General features: G+C 53.2%; 20 protein-coding genes and 3 pseudogenes. 6 read left to right on the top strand and 17 right to left on the bottom strand.

Annotated elements, in window-relative coordinates; all coding sequences use genetic code 11:
- The first annotated feature begins 204 nt into the window (after positions 1-204).
- From JCM15764_RS19975 to JCM15764_RS19985, 3 genes and pseudogenes are all read left to right on the top strand, one after another.
- Positions 205-507 carry a TFIIB-type zinc ribbon-containing protein gene (locus JCM15764_RS19975; protein WP_054698679.1) on the top strand — a complete coding sequence of 101 codons (303 nt, stop codon included), beginning with the start codon at positions 205-207 and terminating at the stop codon, positions 505-507.
- Positions 508-550: 43 nt separating this feature from the next.
- Positions 551-775: a ribbon-helix-helix protein, CopG family gene (locus JCM15764_RS19980; RefSeq protein ID WP_054698681.1), complete on the top strand. Its 225-nt coding sequence runs from the start codon at positions 551-553 to the stop codon at positions 773-775.
- Positions 776-790: 15 nt separating this feature from the next.
- Positions 791-1,737, top strand: a pseudogene (locus JCM15764_RS19985) (Tim44 domain-containing protein).
- A gap of 75 nt (positions 1,738-1,812) precedes the next feature.
- Here JCM15764_RS19985 and JCM15764_RS30690 read toward each other — a convergent pair.
- From JCM15764_RS30690 to JCM15764_RS20010, 6 genes and pseudogenes are all read right to left on the bottom strand, one after another.
- Complete coding sequence (locus JCM15764_RS30690; RefSeq protein WP_500778442.1) at positions 1,813-1,875, bottom strand: hypothetical protein; 63 nt, start codon at positions 1,873-1,875, stop codon at positions 1,813-1,815.
- A gap of 9 nt (positions 1,876-1,884) precedes the next feature.
- Positions 1,885-2,249 (bottom strand): annotated as a pseudogene (locus JCM15764_RS30485) (peptidylprolyl isomerase); the annotation flags it as partial.
- A complete protein-coding gene (locus JCM15764_RS19995) occupies positions 2,200-2,898 on the bottom strand; it encodes a spermidine synthase (protein WP_054698683.1) in 699 nt (232 codons plus the stop codon). The gene JCM15764_RS19995 and the pseudogene JCM15764_RS30485, both read right to left, overlap by 50 nt.
- Positions 2,899-2,990: 92 nt before the next feature.
- Positions 2,991-3,461 carry an SRPBCC family protein gene (locus JCM15764_RS20000; RefSeq protein WP_054698685.1) on the bottom strand — a complete coding sequence of 157 codons (471 nt, stop codon included), beginning with the start codon at positions 3,459-3,461 and terminating at the stop codon, positions 2,991-2,993.
- Between the two features lie 87 nt (positions 3,462-3,548).
- A complete protein-coding gene (locus JCM15764_RS20005; RefSeq protein ID WP_279384594.1) occupies positions 3,549-4,745 on the bottom strand; it encodes an aminotransferase class I/II-fold pyridoxal phosphate-dependent enzyme in 1,197 nt (398 codons plus the stop codon).
- Between the two features lie 221 nt (positions 4,746-4,966).
- Positions 4,967-5,251: a hypothetical protein gene (locus JCM15764_RS20010; RefSeq protein ID WP_243689488.1), complete on the bottom strand. Its 285-nt coding sequence runs from the start codon at positions 5,249-5,251 to the stop codon at positions 4,967-4,969.
- Positions 5,252-5,368: 117 nt separating this feature from the next.
- On the opposite strand from JCM15764_RS20010, the gene JCM15764_RS20015 reads away from it, so the two are divergent.
- The 3 genes from JCM15764_RS20015 (at position 5,369) to JCM15764_RS20020 (ending at position 7,970) form a co-directional block, all read left to right on the top strand.
- A complete protein-coding gene (locus JCM15764_RS20015) occupies positions 5,369-6,664 on the top strand; it encodes an L-lactate MFS transporter (protein WP_054698688.1) in 1,296 nt (431 codons plus the stop codon).
- Between the two features lie 170 nt (positions 6,665-6,834).
- Positions 6,835-7,047, top strand: coding sequence for a Tad domain-containing protein (locus tag JCM15764_RS25430; RefSeq protein ID WP_243689489.1), 213 nt, complete (start codon positions 6,835-6,837; stop codon positions 7,045-7,047).
- Between the two features lie 20 nt (positions 7,048-7,067).
- Positions 7,068-7,970, top strand: coding sequence for a TadG family pilus assembly protein (locus JCM15764_RS20020; RefSeq protein ID WP_243689490.1), 903 nt, complete (start codon positions 7,068-7,070; stop codon positions 7,968-7,970).
- A gap of 118 nt (positions 7,971-8,088) precedes the next feature.
- Here JCM15764_RS20020 and JCM15764_RS20025 read toward each other — a convergent pair whose 3' ends face one another.
- From JCM15764_RS20025 to JCM15764_RS20060, 11 genes and pseudogenes are all read right to left on the bottom strand, one after another.
- The gene (locus tag JCM15764_RS20025; protein WP_012647930.1) at positions 8,089-8,490 is read right to left on the bottom strand and encodes a type II toxin-antitoxin system PemK/MazF family toxin; all 402 of its coding nucleotides are present in this window, start codon (positions 8,488-8,490) and stop codon (positions 8,089-8,091) included.
- Entirely contained in the window at positions 8,484-8,741 is a 258-nt protein-coding gene (locus JCM15764_RS20030; RefSeq protein WP_012647931.1) for an AbrB/MazE/SpoVT family DNA-binding domain-containing protein, read from the bottom strand. The genes JCM15764_RS20025 and JCM15764_RS20030 overlap by 7 nt, the downstream gene beginning before the upstream one ends.
- A 54-nt stretch (positions 8,742-8,795) precedes the next feature.
- Entirely contained in the window at positions 8,796-8,966 is a 171-nt protein-coding gene (locus JCM15764_RS25435) for a type I restriction-modification enzyme R subunit C-terminal domain-containing protein (RefSeq protein ID WP_243689491.1), read from the bottom strand.
- On the bottom strand, positions 8,966-9,181 hold the full coding sequence (locus JCM15764_RS20035) for a hypothetical protein (RefSeq protein WP_243689492.1): 216 nt from the start codon (positions 9,179-9,181) through the stop codon (positions 8,966-8,968). Before JCM15764_RS20035 ends, JCM15764_RS25435 begins: the two co-directional genes overlap by 1 nt.
- 176 nt (positions 9,182-9,357) lie before the next feature.
- The gene (locus JCM15764_RS30490) at positions 9,358-10,479 is read right to left on the bottom strand and encodes a type I restriction endonuclease subunit R, EcoR124 family (RefSeq protein ID WP_439645360.1); all 1,122 of its coding nucleotides are present in this window, start codon (positions 10,477-10,479) and stop codon (positions 9,358-9,360) included.
- Entirely contained in the window at positions 10,377-12,389 is a 2,013-nt protein-coding gene (locus tag JCM15764_RS20040) for a type I restriction endonuclease subunit R (RefSeq protein ID WP_243689494.1), read from the bottom strand. Before JCM15764_RS20040 ends, JCM15764_RS30490 begins: the two co-directional genes overlap by 103 nt.
- Positions 12,386-13,468, bottom strand: a complete 1,083-nt coding sequence (locus JCM15764_RS20045) for a restriction endonuclease subunit S (RefSeq protein ID WP_243689495.1) — start codon at positions 13,466-13,468, stop codon at positions 12,386-12,388. Before JCM15764_RS20045 ends, JCM15764_RS20040 begins: the two co-directional genes overlap by 4 nt.
- 136 nt (positions 13,469-13,604) lie before the next feature.
- A complete protein-coding gene (locus JCM15764_RS20050; RefSeq protein ID WP_243689496.1) occupies positions 13,605-14,411 on the bottom strand; it encodes a virulence RhuM family protein in 807 nt (268 codons plus the stop codon).
- Positions 14,411-14,608 (bottom strand): virulence RhuM family protein, encoded by a 198-nt coding sequence (locus tag JCM15764_RS30495; protein ID WP_243689497.1) that lies wholly within the window; start codon positions 14,606-14,608, stop codon positions 14,411-14,413. The genes JCM15764_RS20050 and JCM15764_RS30495 overlap by 1 nt, the downstream gene beginning before the upstream one ends.
- A gap of 36 nt (positions 14,609-14,644) precedes the next feature.
- A pseudogene (locus JCM15764_RS28980) lies at positions 14,645-16,180 on the bottom strand (type I restriction-modification system subunit M); the annotation flags it as partial.
- Between the two features lie 374 nt (positions 16,181-16,554).
- On the bottom strand, positions 16,555-16,812 hold the full coding sequence (locus JCM15764_RS20060; RefSeq protein ID WP_054698691.1) for a GIY-YIG nuclease family protein: 258 nt from the start codon (positions 16,810-16,812) through the stop codon (positions 16,555-16,557).
- Positions 16,813-16,975: the final 163 nt, after the last annotated feature.

A 16,975-nucleotide genomic window follows, 5' to 3' on the forward strand; every position in this document is an offset into this window, starting at 1 on the left:
CTAGGAGTCTGTCGACTTAGGGATCGAAGCGAGAGAATGGAAAATCGAGGACGGATATTTGGAAATTTGAGAGCGAATAGTGGACCTATTTGTCGAAAATTTACGGAGATCCGGACCGATTTGCCATTTTCGCAGCCGATTCATTCTAAGTCCGACAGACTCCTAGAGTGTATTATCTAAATCTATTAAAGAAGGAGAACCGAGATGAAATGTCCCGTCTGCACCAATGAGAATCTGCTGCTGGCCGAACGCCAGGGAGTGGAAATAGATTACTGTCCCACCTGCCGTGGTGTCTGGCTCGACCGGGGAGAGCTGGACAAAATACTTGATCGTGTCGGTCAGGTACCCATGGAACAACCAGTCCCTGAGTCCTACCGTCAACCGCCACAACAGCCGGTGCATCACACGAACCATGGTCATAATTACCATGGAGAGCACAAAGGTTACGGTCACAGCCGGCCACACAAGAAAAAATCCCTGCTGTCCGAGATCTTCGACTTCGATTGATGATACGCAAGAATCAGTTAAAACAACAGGAAAGGAGAAATAAATGTCCCATTATCAGAAGCAAAACCGTGGCGAACCGAGGAAAATGCAGAAAAGAAGAAGGGATGATAGTGCCCTGACCAACGTGGTTTCCTTGCGCATCAGCGATCAGGAGAAACGGGTCCTGGAGAAGATCACCAGGTCAAGCTCGAAGAATGTTTCCGAAATAGTGCGAGAGGCCATTGACTTCTGGTTGGCAAAACGCAAAAAGCTGTGTCTCGATAACTGAAAAAAGGAGCCGTGAATGAAGAAAAACATTGCTAGAGTATTTGCCATCGTGGCAGCCGTTATGTTCATGAGTATCGCGGTGCTGGAATTGAATGCTGAAGCCAGGGCCGGCGGCGGCCGCTCTTCCGGCTACCGCGGCTCACGCAGCTATTCCCAACCTAATACATCTTACTCACAGCCATCCCAGTCGCGGCAGCAGTACAATACCGCCCCCAATGCGATGCAACAACGCCCCGGCGGCGGTTTTCTCAGAGGTATGGCCGGCGGAATCATGGGGGGCTTGCTGGGCGGCATGCTCTTCAGCAGTCTTGGTTTTGCAGGTGGCGGCAATATGGGCGGAGGAGGTATCGGACTCCTGGAAATCCTGCTTCTCGCAGGTATCGGCTACATGATTTACCGCTTCGTCAAAAAAAAGCGTGAAGCCAGCCTGGCCACACCGTACGGCCAGACTGGCTATCAGGCTGGTACGGTAACCTCCTTTCCCGGCGGATACAACAGCAGCTTGCCGGTGGCGGATCCTGTGGATTCGGGAATAGCCAACATCCGCAGCATGGATGCCTCCTTCGACGAGCAGCGCTTCAAGGATTCGGTGATGGATACCTTCTTCCGCATTCAGGGAGCGTGGATGAACCGCGATCTGGCTCCGGTTTCCATTCTCCTTACCGAAGAGATGAAGAACATATTGCAGGAGGATGTCAGCCGCTTGCTTCGTGACAGGCAGGTAAACCGCCTGGAGAATATCGCCGTCCGCAGTGTGGAGATTGCGAGGCATGGCAGGAGTCGGGACAGGACTTCATAACTGCTTCCATTTATGCCAATCTGCTTGACTATACCACTGACGATGCAACCGGAGCTGTCGTCTCGGGAAACCGAACCGAGCCGGTGAAGTTCGAGGAATACTGGACCTTCACCAGACCGGTGGGCACTAATGCCTGGCGCCTTTCAGCTATCGATCAGAAGTAGTAAACTACCGCTGCATATGGGGCGCCCTTGATGGGCGTTCCATATGCAGCAAGTAAGTAAATATACTGCCAGAGGCTACCAGCGCTTGGTAATTTCGATGAGATGGTAGCCGAAGTCTGTTTTCACCGGTCCCAGCACCTTGTTCAGGTCGCCTGAAAAGACCACTTGGTCGAACTCGGGAACCATCTGCCTTGAGCGAAGGTCCCCAGATCGCCGCCCCGCATCCTTGAAGGGCAAGCAGAATTAAGTTTCGCAGTCTCGGCGAAATCGGCGCCGTTCTCGATCTCTGTTTTCAGCTTCAGGCATTCTTCTTCTGTGTCTACCAGGATGTGGCGTGCGTTAGCGCAAGGCATGATGGAACTCCTTATTGGTTGATATGGACGGCGGCGGCCCGTGATGAAAGGAGGCCGCCCATGGCTAATATATGTGTAAAAAAAGTTGTTTTGCAAGAGCAGTTTAAGGTTACCTCTCTGCCCGCCCAACCGGCTGTGGCTTCGCCACGAACACCACATGCCGAAGCCCTCCCCTCCCCGGTCGTTCGCTTTTCACTGAAAACCCACCCTCCCGGAGCCGCTTGTCGAATCCAGCATCGTAGTTTTCGCCCCATACGGCAAATACACCATCGGACTTGAGGGCCTGGCGCGTATTGTCAATTGCCTTGCTGCCATAGAGGGGATCGTCACGTTTATGGGAACGATAATGTGGCCCTTTATAGAGATCAAGGACGATGGCATCGAACCCTTCTTCCTCTCCGCTCCTCCTTGATCTGCGGATGACATGGGCGACGTCGGCTATCTCGACTGCCACCCTGGGGTCATTGACGGCCGAATCTGTAAGCCTCGCCAACGGTCCACGGCACCACTGCAAAACTACCGGATTCAGCTCGGCTACGACCACCTGGGCGGTGGCAGGCAGAGTATCGAGAACGGCTCTGAGGGTATAGCCCATGCCAAGCCCTCCCACCAGAACACGCGGGCTGTCACTGTTCTGCAAGTGTTCGCAGGCCAGACGACCGAGGGCGAGCTCTGAGCGATTGGCTCTGCTGTTCATCAGCACCAGCCCCCCAACGGTAATGAGAAAATCTCCTTCGCCACGACGACGAAGCTGCAAGACTCCTTCGTCCGTGGAAATACTTTCAATAACTATCCAGGGTTGGGACATGCTTTAACCTCGGGTGCAGGGGAATTGATAACCGGGAACACAATAGCACAATGGTGCTGACTGGCCTTGATTAGTGGTCTCTGTAAAAGAAGTTACCTGGTGCCCTGTTTCTGGAGAAGTATGGATCTGACTGCTTGCTGACGGTAGGTAAAGATCCGTTCCAGCTGTTTGCGGACTATTGGGTAGGCAGCCTCCCCCATGGGGGCGACGGGAAGGCGAAAGCGGACGTCATCATCGATAATGGTGCTGCCATTGGGCCCATCGCGGAAGCTGTGTTTATGTATCCATAACCGATAAGGACCCTCCACTTGCTCATCGACGAAGAAATCGGGAGGCGACCAGATGGTGATCCTGCTTTTCCAGCTGAATGGCACACCGAACAGCTTCAAGCGGTAGGCTATCTCCGCCCCCTCTTTCATTTCCAGGGGCAGTTTGGAGAGTATTACGAATTCAAGCTCGGGAGGGGTTATGGTCGCCAGATTGGCGGCCTCTGCGAAAAACTCGAAGACGTAGGACCTAGGGAGTTCCAGGGTCAGGGAGTAATGTAAGGAGTGTTCCGGCATACAGGCTTTAGTGTCCTATTCATCATTAGAAAACCCCGCCTGAGAAGACGGGGTTTTCCTAGAAACCGTTGTGGCAGGCTTACCAGATCAAGCCAGGTCTTCAACAGCTTTATAGATAATGTCGAAGAGCTCGGGGATATCTTTTTCGGCAATGCATGAAAATGCAATGCGCAGGTCGGTCTTGCTTGTGGAGATGGCTCCAACGCCGTATTTGTCCAGCAGGTGGACGCGGAGCTTTTCTGCCTCCACGGTTTTCAGTTTCAAGCACATGAAATAGCCCGAATTGAATGGATAATAGGTCCAGGCCTTGTCGTACTTGCTGCTGTTGAGAACCTCCTTGGTCTTGAGAGCGCGGCCCTTCATGATCTGCAGCTTCTCCTCCTTCTGCTTGAGGAAATCGGGAGAGCGCAGCGCCTCGATGACGAAGGTCTGGGAGGGGTGCGGACAGTTGGAGATGCGGGCGCGGATAATCCCCATGGCCTTTTTTTCCAGGACAGTCATTACCGGAGTGTTTTCATAACTGTTGCCGTCGGCAAAGGTGATGAAGCCGGTGCGGAAGCCCCAGACAAACTCTTCCTTGGTGGCACCATCGAGCTTGATGGCCAGGATGCGGGGATGGAGGTTGGCCAGCTTGCCAAACAGTGACTCCTTGAGGCTGTCTTCGTAGAAGAGCCCGAAGTAGGCATCATCGGTAATTGCCACCACGTTGCAGCCGGCCTCGGCCACTTCCTTGATGACGGCGACGATGGCATCTCCTTCGGCAACCGTCGGGGTATAGCCGCTCGGATTATTGGGAAAGTTGAGCAGCACCACGGCCTTGCCTTTCTCTTCGGCGGTGTTCTTCAGCACTGTCTTGAAGGCATCCACATCGTAACCGCCTGCAACGGTGAAGGTTGGGTATTTCTGGACGACGGCGCCGCAGCAGGTGCCGAAGGTCAGGTTGTAGTTACCCCAGAGCATGTCGGGAAGGATCAGGTGATCCCCCACGTCGATGAACATGTCGGCAACGATGGAAAGGCCGTGGGTCAGGGCGTTGGTGACGATGGGATTGCTGAAGTGCTTGCCCTGCTGGCTGGGGTTTTCCCGCAGCATCTTCTCACGCCAAAGAGCGCGCAGCTCAGGTTTACCTGCGGGGGGCGCATAGGGATAAATATCTTTGGGATCAAAGCCGGAAAGTTTGTCCTGGATGCACTGCAGGAACATGGGACCACCATTTTCAGTGGCGATGCCGATAGTCGCATTGAACTTGTGTGCTTTTTCCTTGGCTTCAGCCGACTGGGTCAAAATCCCTTTCGGAAGAAGAGGTTTTTTCCCAGATCCGACAGCATCTCCAAAACGTGCGGGCTGTGCTGGGAAAGCAGATCGTTTAATTCACTGGCAAGTGGGTTCATTCTTTCTCCTCCGGACTATTTTGAAATGGCTACAGCATATCAAGATCATTCAAATTAAATTCAGCGGCAAACTTCTTGGATAATACTTGAAAGAAGTAAACCCTGCAATAGTTCTTAAGCCATCGACTGAAAATTATCCGCCATTCCAGTGGCGTTCGGGGGCATGAATAATAAAAAAGGAATGGCGGCTATGGGTGGACCACTTGAGTATTTACTTTTATTAGTTTTACTTTTGCAAAACAGCACAGCCGCTTTTGCATTTTTGCAAAAGTCCTTTTGCCGGGCCAAAGCCTTGTTCCGTATACACTTATGACGCTTGGTCCGATCCCGGTCGATCAAAAGAATTTGCATTTCTACAAAAAGATGTTTTTCAACTCTTCCATCTTTTGGAGAATCCACTCGTAACACGTTGGAATTACGACTTAAAAATTAATCAAACACGATTATATTCCTCTGGCATGTATGTTGCTCCCTTTTTCAGCAAATCCAGTCAAAAACTTTACAAGGAGGTGACACATGTCACTAACATCGACTAACAAGGGTTGGCAGGTTACTATGGCCGGTCTGGGCATTAACCTGGCACTCGGCGTGTTGTATGCTTGGAGTATTTTCAAGGGAGCAATAAAGGCATCCATCGAACAAGGTGGGCCGGATGCTTTCCAGTGGAGTCTCTCCTCGATAAACGATCCATATGCTCTTTGCTGTCTCGTGTTTGCCTTTGCCATGATCGTCGCCGGCAAGTGCCAGGACAAACTCGGCCCCGCACGCACCGCACTGATCGGTGGGCTTTTTGTCGGCAGCGGTTTTACCCTGATGTCATTCTCCAACAGCTATGCTGCCTGGGTAATCGGCTTCGGAGTGCTGGCTGGTACTGGTTTCGGTTTTGGTTACGCTGCAGCTACCCCTCCTGCTCTTAAATGGTTTTCTTCAACAAAAACCGGGGTCATCGCAGGCACGGTCGTGGCCGGTTTCGGTCTTGCTCCGGTCTATATTGCACCGCTTTCAAGCTTTCTCCTAGGCACTTATGGAATACAGAAGTCGATGCTGTTCCTGGGCATCGGCTTTACGGTTGCGGTCTGCGGGCTCTCTTTCCTGCTGATTAACCCGCCCCAAGGATATGTGCCTGCCGAGCCGGCCAAAAAAGATGACGGCAAGCCTGCCGCCAAGGCAGTCTATAACGCAAATGTCAGCGAAATGATGCGTTCACCCAAGTTCTATCTCCTCTGGATGAACTTCTTTATCGGTTCAGGTGCCGGCCTCATGGTTATTGGCAGCGTTGCCGGTCTGGCCAAGAAGAGCATGGGTCCGATGGCATTTGTTGCCGTTGCCATCATGGCAATCGGTAACGCCAGTGGCCGGGTTGTTGCCGGCATCCTTTCGGACAAGATCGGCCGCAAAGCCACCCTGACAATAATGCTTGGCTTCCAGGCCGTTATGATGTTTGCAGCTATCCCGGTGGTAGGTTCCGGCAGCGCCGGTCTCCTGGTCGTGCTCGCTACCTTCATCGGTTTCAACTACGGCAGCAACCTCTGCCTCTTCCCTTCCTTTGCAAAGGATTACTGGGGCTTCAAGAACTACGGCCTCAATTACGGCGTTCTTTTTACCGCGTGGGGCGTGGGCGGATTCGTCATGGGTCGTGTTTCAGAAATGCTTAACGCCGTTCCCGGCGGTCTGAATAAATCATTCATTCTTGCAGGCGTCCTTTGTGCCACCGGCACAATACTGACCATCTTCCTCCGCGAGAAGAAGAAGGTGGAGGTTTCGGCTCCTGTTATCATGGGTGAACCGGTTGCAGTGAAGGAAGACTACTAGGTTTCGCACTTTAATGGCAGATATCGATGATAGATCAGGGTCATGCAGCACTGCGTGGCCCTAATCTATTTCAAAATGTGAAAATATGGGTATAATCCGTTGGCAAACAATAGGAGCAGATTGGACGGATAACGGCAAATTTCTCCCCTAATTTGTGCGAGGTTGCAGTAATGGACGATCAAGAAGAACAGGGAATGGATACCACCTACGTCGGGATCATGCTGGTGGTCTTTCTTGTGATTGCAGGTCTGGCAATAAATATAGGCTACATGTACGTCAGCGAAGACGACCTGCATAATGCAGCGGAGTCATCTGCTCTTGCCGGCGCCCAGGCAATCGGGCAGCAGATGCAGCTTTCGGCCAGGACGGTACCGGGAAACTGAAAGAAACAATCCACGATCAGGTGCAACCTGCCGCAAGGGCCGCGGCTATCGATCACGTTTCAGGACACCACCAACCGTCAGCCTTAATAGAAATACGCAACAGCAATATCAATCGTCTCACCACCGAGAATGACCTTACAGTGGGGTTCTGGAATATAAGCACCCGGACCTATACTCCCGGCGGAACACCGGTCAATGCTGTTCAAGTCAGGACTCGACGCACCGCGGAAAGCGATTCTGCCGGTCTCGGCACCCTGGGAAGTATTCTGTCCAAAATCTCCGGCTCTCAAAAGCTGAACTACACCCCTGATGCAGTAGCCGCCATTCCAGCCCTGGCAGACGCAAATTTTTCCGTCTGTGTCGATGCCTGTGGCACGGAATGTACTTATCCCAACATCTGTACTATTCCGGAAAGGAAGCTGAGCCTGGATTCGTCCGGTCAGAAGATGGATTCTTCCACCAAGAGCCGCTACGCTTACACATCTCTGTCCTATCCCCCAGGAGACACAATGAGTCTGTCAAATCTGATCTGCATGGGGATGCCTCCCAAGGAGGTATGCGGAAAGGAGATTTACACCATCAGGGACCGGGACGACAATGCACTGCGGGATATGGAATCGGTGATGTACAATCCGAACATGAACAAGGCTAACAAGGATTACGACAGGACAACCGGCGCTTTGCAAGGATGGTGGGTCATTGCCCCTGTGACCGATTGCCCACCGGCCACGCAGGAAAATAGTCACGAACGTCACAGGGTGACAAAGTATGCCTTGATCAGAATCAGCAGGATATGCGCAACCGGGACAACAGGGTGCTCGCAAAACAATACAGCTTTCGATGCGCCGGCAGCTCAATGCCGCGAAGATAACGGCCTGTATATCGACGCATTTCGTGCCTCGGTTGTGGAAGTTCAACCATGACTCAATTCCCGGGGCTGCATCCGGTGCTGGTAAAATAGCAACCGACATCAGCTTTTGGTGTTTGAGTTATCATGGTTGTCCCTGATCTAAACCACCAACTCCTCATTCATCTCACTCATCACCGTGCCAATTGCATAATCTGGTTGAGCCGGGCGCAGCATTCGGCAAACAGGTGGTCATCAAGGCGCTTGAGCGGGTGCGGCGCTCCATTGCGGATGCGCCAGTCAAAGGACTTGGGCTGGTGACAAAGGACATAGCTTGTTTTGCCGGTTTTTTTACCCTTTGCAAGACCGATGGCAACGGCAAAGGGGTTGTCGGAATTATATTCCGCGGTGGTCATGGGAAGGCCGATTACCAATGATGTCCTCTCGTTGAACGTCTGTGGCGAGATAACCAGAAACGGGTGAATGTCCCGCATTTCGTTGCCTGCCTGCGGGTTGCAGTTTATCCAGATGATATCCTGCCGGTCCGGAACCCACGGCTGCTTGCCGCCCGGCACCATTTTGAGCGGCTTTACCATTTTTCCGCTCCCAGCGGTTCGACGGTCATTACTTCGCCGCCATGTTTTGCGGGATCAAACAGAGCAAGCCGCTGCTCAAGAGTCAGCTCCAACCCGTCAACCGGCGTAATGGTCACCGTGCCGTCATCGACGGAAACACGCACCATCTGATCGGGATGTAGATGAGCGGCTTTCGCCACATTTGCCGGCAAGCGAACCCCCAGATTGTTGCCCCATTTTTTTATGCCAAGAACGGCTTCAACATGTGCCATGATCAATCCTCCTGAGTATGTTTAAACACAGTATAAACATACAGCCGCCATCCGTCAATCATTCTTCTTCCACGCCACCAACTCCTCATTCATCTCCGTCATCACTTCACCCAACTCCTTGCCAAACAGCCCCCACACCTTCTGTAATCCACCTTTGGCGGCAAATTCGGCATAGTCAAAATCATCACGGGTAATAGAGCAACTGGAGGCGATATGATCCTTCATCAGCCGCAGCCATTCGGGCTCGATTTGTGAACCTTTTCAGCCATGCGCTCGAAGCCGACCGTCGCGTTGATCAGGTCGCGCAAGATCAGTTTTGCAGTCGCGGAGTCACCATCCAGCAAAAGCTCAATTGCCTCGTTGAGCAGCGTTTTGGCAAAATCAGGGTCTTGTTCCGCCCTCTTCTTGATAGTCTCTTTAAAGTCTCTCGTCAGAGCCATATATTACCTTCCTGTAATCCTGCACTTCACCTTGGAACTTTGTAGTTCATGGCAATGGCAACCTTTATGTTACTAAACATCAACAGCCAATTTCGAATATCTCCTACCGCGCCTCAGGTGTCTATCATGATCGAAACCACTGTAGGGCATCAGTGCCGCTGACCATCCGCCCACATTCAGATCAAGCCGAAGAAACGCTCGAAGAACGCACCCAACTTGTCCAGCACTGTTTGCTTCTTCACTGCATGACAGTTGTTTTTGTTAAACCTTGAAACCGGAGGCAGAATCTTCGTGATGGCGGTGCCGGTGACCGGGATCGCGCCGTCGCGGAACGCGTTGTCAACAAACGCCTTCGTCTCGTCAGCGTTTAGCCCTTCATCCGCGATGATCCTGTCCAGCTCCTCAGCCTTTTTGGCGGCAATGAAGGCGACCCATTCCGCATCGACCTTGGCTTTCGTGGAGACGGAATCCACAAACTGCTCGATGAGGTCTTTCTTGTTGCGCAGGCTGGGACTGGCATTGATCGCACGGTCGATGGCGGCCCTGATCTCCTTGTCTTCGCCCGAACCTTTCTTCTTCAGGTACTTCTCGACCAGCATCAGGATGTAATCGACGTTGATTTCGACCTGCTTGATCAGCTCGATCTCGAACACCACATCGTCGTTGATCGACTCTTTTTCGGCTTCCGATGCACTGCGGAATTCGGCGTACAGGTTCAGGTACAGGCTCTGGTAGTCCTGGAAGTCGCGTTGGCTCAGGATTTCATTGCCTGCGAAATCGTCGAAAGCAGTTAGAATGTTTTTCAGCCGTAAAATCGAGCCAAAGAGCTTGATAAACACCTTCTGCGCCGCTTCACCAATGATCGCCTTGCCGAGCGGAAACTTCTCAACCAACTCCTCGATCCGCGACCGGTACTCCTTGTAGTACTCTGCGTAAGGTTTCAGCAGCACGATGCCCTTGGCATCCTTGTTACCGAACAGGGCCAGGGCGTCATTGGTTTCCTGTTCGAGATTGCGGAAGGAAACGATGTTGCCGTAGGTCTTGACCGAATTGAGGATGCGGTTGGTGCGCGAATACGCCTGGATCAGCCCGTGAGCACGCAGATTCTTGTCCGACCACAGGGTGTTGAGCGTGGTGGCATCAAAGCCGGTCAGGAACATATTGACCACGATCACCAGATCCAGCTCACGTTTCTTCAGCCGCTGCGACAAGTCCTTGTAGTAGTTCTGAAACTTTTCGGCCGAGGTGTCGAAGCTCGTGCCGAACAGGGCATTGTAGTCTTTGATTCCGGCGTCCAGGAAGTCGCGCGAGCTTTGATCCAGCCTTCGGTTTCAAATTCTTCCTCGTTCAGCAGGCCATCGGTTTCTTCCTCGTTGGCGGCAAAGCTGTAGATCAGGCCCACCTTGAGACGCCGGCCGGACGGCAGCTCTTTTTCCTGCTCGGCGAACTCGGCGTAGTAGCGTTTGGCCGCGTCAATGGAGGCCGTGGCAAACAGCGAGTTGAACCCGATCAACCGCTTACCATCATGACTGTAGCTGGCATTGCGCTTGGTTTTCTGGTCGAAGTGCTCGCGGATATAGGTCACCACCTGCGTGATGCGCTCCGGGGCCAGCAGCGCCCGCTCCGTGTCGATGGCCGACACCTTTTTGTCCTTGATGCTCGACGATGCCTTGATCGTGTTGATGTAGTCGATGCGGAACGGCAACACGTTCTTGTCGTTGATGGCATCGACAATCGTGTAGGTGTGCAGCTTGTCGCCAAAGGCCTGCTCAGTAGTGCGCCTTAGCGGATTACCCGTAGAGCTTGCGTTTTCGGCGAAAATCGGCGTACCGGTGAAACCGAACAGATGGTAGCGCTTGAAGACCCGAGTGATTTCGGCATGCATATCGCCGAACTGACTGCGATGGCATTCATCGAAAATCACCACCACATGCTGGTCATATACCGAATGCTTTTTGTTTTTGGCAACGAAGCGGGAAAGCTTCTGGATGGTGGTGATGATAATGCGCGCGTTCGGGTCTTCCAACTGCCGTTGCAGCACCGCTGTCGAGGTATTGGAGTTGGCCGCCCCTTTCTCGAAGCGCTCGTACTCCTTCATGGTCTGGTAGTCCAGATCCTTGCGATCCACCACGAACAGCACTTTGTCGATCTCGGGCAGCCCCAGCGCCAGTTGCGCCGCCTTGAAACTGGTCAGCGTTTTTCCCGAGCCTGTGGTGTGCCAGATGTAACCGCCCGCAGTGGTGGCGCCCAGTTTCCGGTGGTTGGTGCTGGTCGCGATACGTTGCAGAATCTGTTCAGCCGCCACGATCTGATAGGGGCGCATCACTAGGAGCTTACGGTCCACGTCGAACACGCAGTAGCGGGTCAGGATGTTCAGCAGCGTATGTTTGGCGAAGAAGGTCTTGGCGAAGCCGGTCAACTCGGTGATGGGTTGGTTCTTAGCGTCGGCCCACCAACTGGTGAAGGAAAAGCTGTTGGAGGTCTTCTGGCGCGAGCGTTTGCTCCGCTGTTCCGCCAGGTGACCGTCGCGCACCGTGTTGCTGTAGTACTTGGTCAGTGTGCCGTTGCTGATGATAAACAGCTGCACATACTCGAACAGGCCGCAGCCGGCCCAGAAACTGTCGCGCTGGTAGCGATTGATCTGGTTGAATGCCTCACGAATGTCCACGCCCCGGCGCTTCAACTCCAGGTGCACCATCGGCAGGCCGTTGACCAGCACCGACACGTCGTAGCGGTTGGCCCGCCTGGCACCGTCTTCACCCTGTGGCACCTCGTACTGGTTGATGACCTGCAGGCTGTTGTTGTGGATATGCTGTTTGTCGATCAGGTAGATGTTCTTGACAGTGCCATCGTCGCGCTTGAGCACCTGAATATGATCTTCCTGGATGCGCGTGGTCTTTTCCACAATGCCGTCATTGGCGCCGGCAATACAGGTGGTGAAGAAACGCTCCCATTCGGCGTCGGAAAAGGTAATTTTATTGAGTCGCTCCAACTGGCGGCGCAGGTTGGCGGTCAGATCGGCTTCAGAGGTGATCGGCAGGTATTCATAGGCCTGCAGTTGCAACTGCTTGATGAAGGCTTTTTCCAGCTCCGCCTCAGACTGATAGGCCGTCTCCCGCACCCCGTCGGCCAGGAATTCGGCGACGACCGTACTTTCGTTGGAAAGCGCAATCGGTTCGATGCGGTACGGCGTGAGGTCTTCGCTCATGCGGCCTCCCGGAAACTGAGCAAACGGTTGCGGTAGTGCTCGTACTGCTGGCGGCGGGCTTTGATCTCGGCGGGTAGACCGCTCCCGAGGTCGTTCACCAGCGCGTCGAACTTGTCGAGGATGGTGACGATGCGTTCTTGTTCATCGAGCGGCGGGACAGGAATGCGAATTTTGGAAAAACCATCCATCAGAAGCGTGTTGACCTTGGTGCGAGCCACATACTTCGCCTTCTCTGCGATGAATGAAGTTGTATGCATGCAATAAGAGACGAACTTTGGATTCATCGAGTGGCGGAATGCATAGCAGTGGTCGTGTATCGCCACTTCTTCGGTGCCAATCCATGCGACGGCTTTGCCGACATCTTCAACTGTTTCGCCAACATCGGTGATCACCACATCTCCTGGCTTGGCGAAACGCAATGTCGCTTTCATTTCAGGCCGCACTTGCGAAATAACTTCATTCGCTGAAATTCCGTAGTGGGTGTAAATCTCGCCATAATGGATGCAGCCGACACCATCCTCGACGTAATCCGCTTTTGTGAAACGACGTCCGCGAATGAACTCCCCAACCTCGGCCATCGTGGCCCAGCGAACATCCTGATCGCCAAAGGCGAGCAGCGCGTCGCGGTAGTACTTGTACTGCCGCCGGCGCGCCTCCAGCTCCGCCTCCAGCTCCGCCTCCAGCTTGGTGAACGTGTCAAGCACGTTCACGATTTCATGCTGGATTTTCATCGGAGGCACGGGAACACAGTAGCTCCGAATCATTTGCAGATTTAGTCCACCTCGTGTGCCGTCACCAGACGATACGCTCCGAAGCTGCTGATACTGGGTGGACAGGAAATAGTAGAGGAAATCGCTGGTTACCGATTCGTTGCAGATAATCGAACAAAGCGATTGATTTGTGCAAAGCGAAATGCGAGTTCTTGCAACTGTCCCCCTCGTTTTCCCCTGTCCTGCAAGTGCAATTACGACCGCATTGGACGGCACCATCTTGGTACTACACGAATCAAATCCAGCTTGGGTTATCTTCTTGTAGGTGTCATAAACAATCCCTTTATTTACCTCCCCAGACTCATCCATGGAATTGTTCCGCCTTCCCAATAGGTCGTTACACCAGATGCTGGCGTCGCCCCTGAGAAACATTCAGCTATTTCACCAATCGTTTTAAACTCCACCCCCTCCGGGCAAAACTCGGCAATTAACGCGTCAATCCGGCTCATGACTTTTTCTTTCCTTCAATTTTGCGTTGCGCGGCTTTTACGTTTTCCAGATAAGCCTTTTCCACCTCGGACGGTTCGACCGCGAGTTGGGCGCGGTATTTGGTGTATTCAGCTTCAGCTTTTTTGATGGCCTGCGGGTGGCTGACGCTGCCTGCACCTTCAAGCGTTTTTGCCTCCATGGCCACGATCAGCCGATCCAGATGCGCAAGCCAGTCTTTCATATAGGTGGGCTCATGGTTCAGGGCGCGGAACTCGGCGGCATCGAAATACGCCGATACCAGGGTGTTCAGCCGTTTCAACTCATTTCCGTTCAGGTAATTCTTCGCAATGGCTGTTTCCGCCTTGGTCGGCTGATTGCCGCTGAACGATAGCAGCCCCATGAAGGGTTTCCCGGCATCGGCGCGGCTGGCAATAACCTCGGCGCCGGTCTGGCCGTGTGCGGCGTAGTGCAGTTTGTTTTGCACGGTTTTGAAGAAAAGCGCGGCGGCTTCGCTCTTGGGGTTGTAGTCCACGCTGGTGGCGTAGAGATCCAGCACCTGCCGGTAGAGCACCTTTTCGCTGGAGCGGATGTCGCGGATACGTTCCAGCAGCTCTTTCCAGTAGCTGCCGCCGCCCAGGTTTTTCAAACGCTCGTCATCCATGGTGAAACCCTTGACGAGGTATTCACGCAGGCGCTCGGTGGCCCAGATGCGGAACTGGGTACCCTGCTGCGACTTCACCCTGTAACCGACTGAGATGATTACATCCAGGTTATAGAGATTGGTTGGCTTGGTAGAAAATTCGGAAATTCCGAATTTTCTCACTACCTGCCCCGCAACCAGCTCACCTTCAGCAAAATATTTTTGATGTGCTCGTTAATGGTCGATTTGGCTTTCCCAAACAAGGCTGCCATCTGGTCCTGGCTTAGCCAGACGGTGTCACCATCAAGGCGCACCTCGATGGTTGGCTCACCGTTGCCGCTCGGATATAGGATAATTTCGCCAGAGGGTTTTTCGCTCATGCCTGCGCTCCCTCCAGATCAGCCACAATGGCATCAATCTGTATCCGCAACTTCGCCTGCCGTGCCACGATGCAGGCAATCTCGGAATTGAGCGCCTTGATGTCCACCGCTTCGCTGGTATCCCGCTGCTCGACATAGGAGGAAACGGCGATGTTGTAGCCGTTCTCTGCAATGTAGCCGTTGCTCACCAGCCGGGCAAAGTGGTCAATGTCCTTGCGTGCAATGAAGGCATCTAGGATTTTTTGCTGTTGGGCGTCCGTGAGCTTGTTTTTGTTGCCGCTGCGCACAAATTCGCTGCTGGCGTCAATGAACAGAGTAGCATTATCAAACTTGGACTTCTTCAGCACGATGATGCAGGTGGCGATGGTGGTGCCGAAGAAGAGATCCGGTGGGAGCTGGATGACTGTATCCACGTAGTTGTTGTCTATCAGGTACTGGCGGATCTTCTGCTCCGCGCCGCCACGATAGAGCACACCGGGAAATTCGACGATGGCCGCCGTGCCATTCACCGCCAGCCAGGAGAGGATGTGCATGGTGAAGGCGAGATCCGCCTTGCTCTTGGGGGCGAGCACCCCGGCGGGGGCAAAGCGCGGGTCGTTGATGAGTAGCGGGTTGGCGTCACCGTCCCATTTGATCGAGTACGGCGGATTGGAAACGATGGCCTCGAAGCTCATCATCCCAATGCGCCGGGTCAGTGAGCGTGTCGCCGTGGGCGATGTCGAACTTCTCGTAATTGACGTCATGCAGGAACATGTTGATCCGGCACAGGTTGTAGGTGGTCAGGTTTACCTCCTGGCCGAAGAAGCCCTGACGCACCTTGTCGTGGCCCAAAACCTTGGCGAACTTGAGCAGCAGCGAGCCGGAGCCGCAGGCCGGGTCGTAGACCTTGTTGACCTCGCTCTTGCCGACCACGGTAATACGGGCCAGCAGTTCGGAGACCTCTTGCGGAGTGTAGAACTCGCCGCCTGATTTGCCGGCGGTGGAAGCGTACATCTGCATCAGGTATTCGTAGGCGTCGCCGAACAGGTCGATGGTGTTGTGCGAAAAGCCGCCGCCATTGCTCAAAGGCAGGTCGCCGATAGCGTCGAGCAGCTTGACCAGCTTTTCGTTGCGCTTGGCCACCGTGTGGCCGAGTTTGCTGCTGTTGACATCGAGGTCGTCGAACAACCCCTTGATATCGTCCTCACTCTCCGCGCCGATTGAAGAACCTTCGATGTCAGCAAAAACGCGACTCAGGGTTTCGTTGAGGTTGGCGTCATGGCGCGCCCGCGCCCGCACATTGACAAAGAGGTCGGAGGGCATGATGTAGAAACCCTTTTCATTGACCGTCTCGGCGCGTCCGTATTCGGCATCGGTATCGCTCAAACGGGCGAAATCGAAGTCCTGATTGCCTGCCTTACGCTCCTGTTCATTGAGGTAGCTGGTCAGGTTCTCTGAGATGAAGCGGTAGAACAGCATGCCGAGCACATAGCTCTTGAAGTCCCAGCCATCAACACTGCCGCGCAAGTCGTTGGCGATGCGCCAGATGGTCTTGTGCAGCTCCGCACGTTCGGTTTCTTTGTTGTTGTTCATTCAGCCTGATCCTATCTCATTTTGTCTGCTGCACCGCCAGCTTTACCCACTCGTCCACCTCTCATTTTTTAACTTCAAAGGCGTCCAAGGCGATGAGGGCATCGGATGATTGTCGATCTAGTATTAGCAAAAAAAAACACTTGAGCTCACTGAATTACAAACGATGCTCAATCAGCAAAAAGTGGTAAAAAAAATTTATACGGTCAAATTTCTTTAGACATCTATCTAAAATAATTCAAGATTTCGGGAAAGAACTATAGGACAGAAATTAGCGGGATTCAATCAGATTAACACTAGAATTTTTTTAACAAAATTCCTCCACTTCTCACAACGTCGCGACGATGCTTCTGGACAGGCTTGTAGACTGCCTCTAATTACGTACTATGTTCACTCCATAGTCTTTTGCCAGCAAAAGCACGTCCTGAGCCGGATTTCAGATACTGCTCGAACTCAAGCGCCTTGGAATGATCCGTAAAGGCTAAATATGTCACAAGCCGCCAGGGACGAAATTTTGCAGTGTGCGTGGATTGACCTGCATTATGTGCGGCAAGTCTCTTTTTGAGGTCAGAGGTAAGACCGACATAACGTTGATCGGGATGGGTAATGCTTTGGAGGAGATAGACGTACTTCATGGGGGGACCTCCTTGTACAATGCAATTTCAACCAGAGAAAGCCGCTTTCGCCAAGCTTCAGCGGCCTAACCTTCGCAAAAAACAAGGCTTCGGCTGACACGCCTTAAATCTGAGGTGGCTTAACGCTTTCGCCAAGGCTTCAGCGGCCTAACCTTCGCCAAGG

This window comes from Geotalea toluenoxydans JCM 15764, assembly GCF_001311985.1.
GTDB classification, from domain to species: Bacteria; Desulfobacterota; Desulfuromonadia; order Geobacterales; family Geobacteraceae; genus Geotalea; species Geotalea toluenoxydans.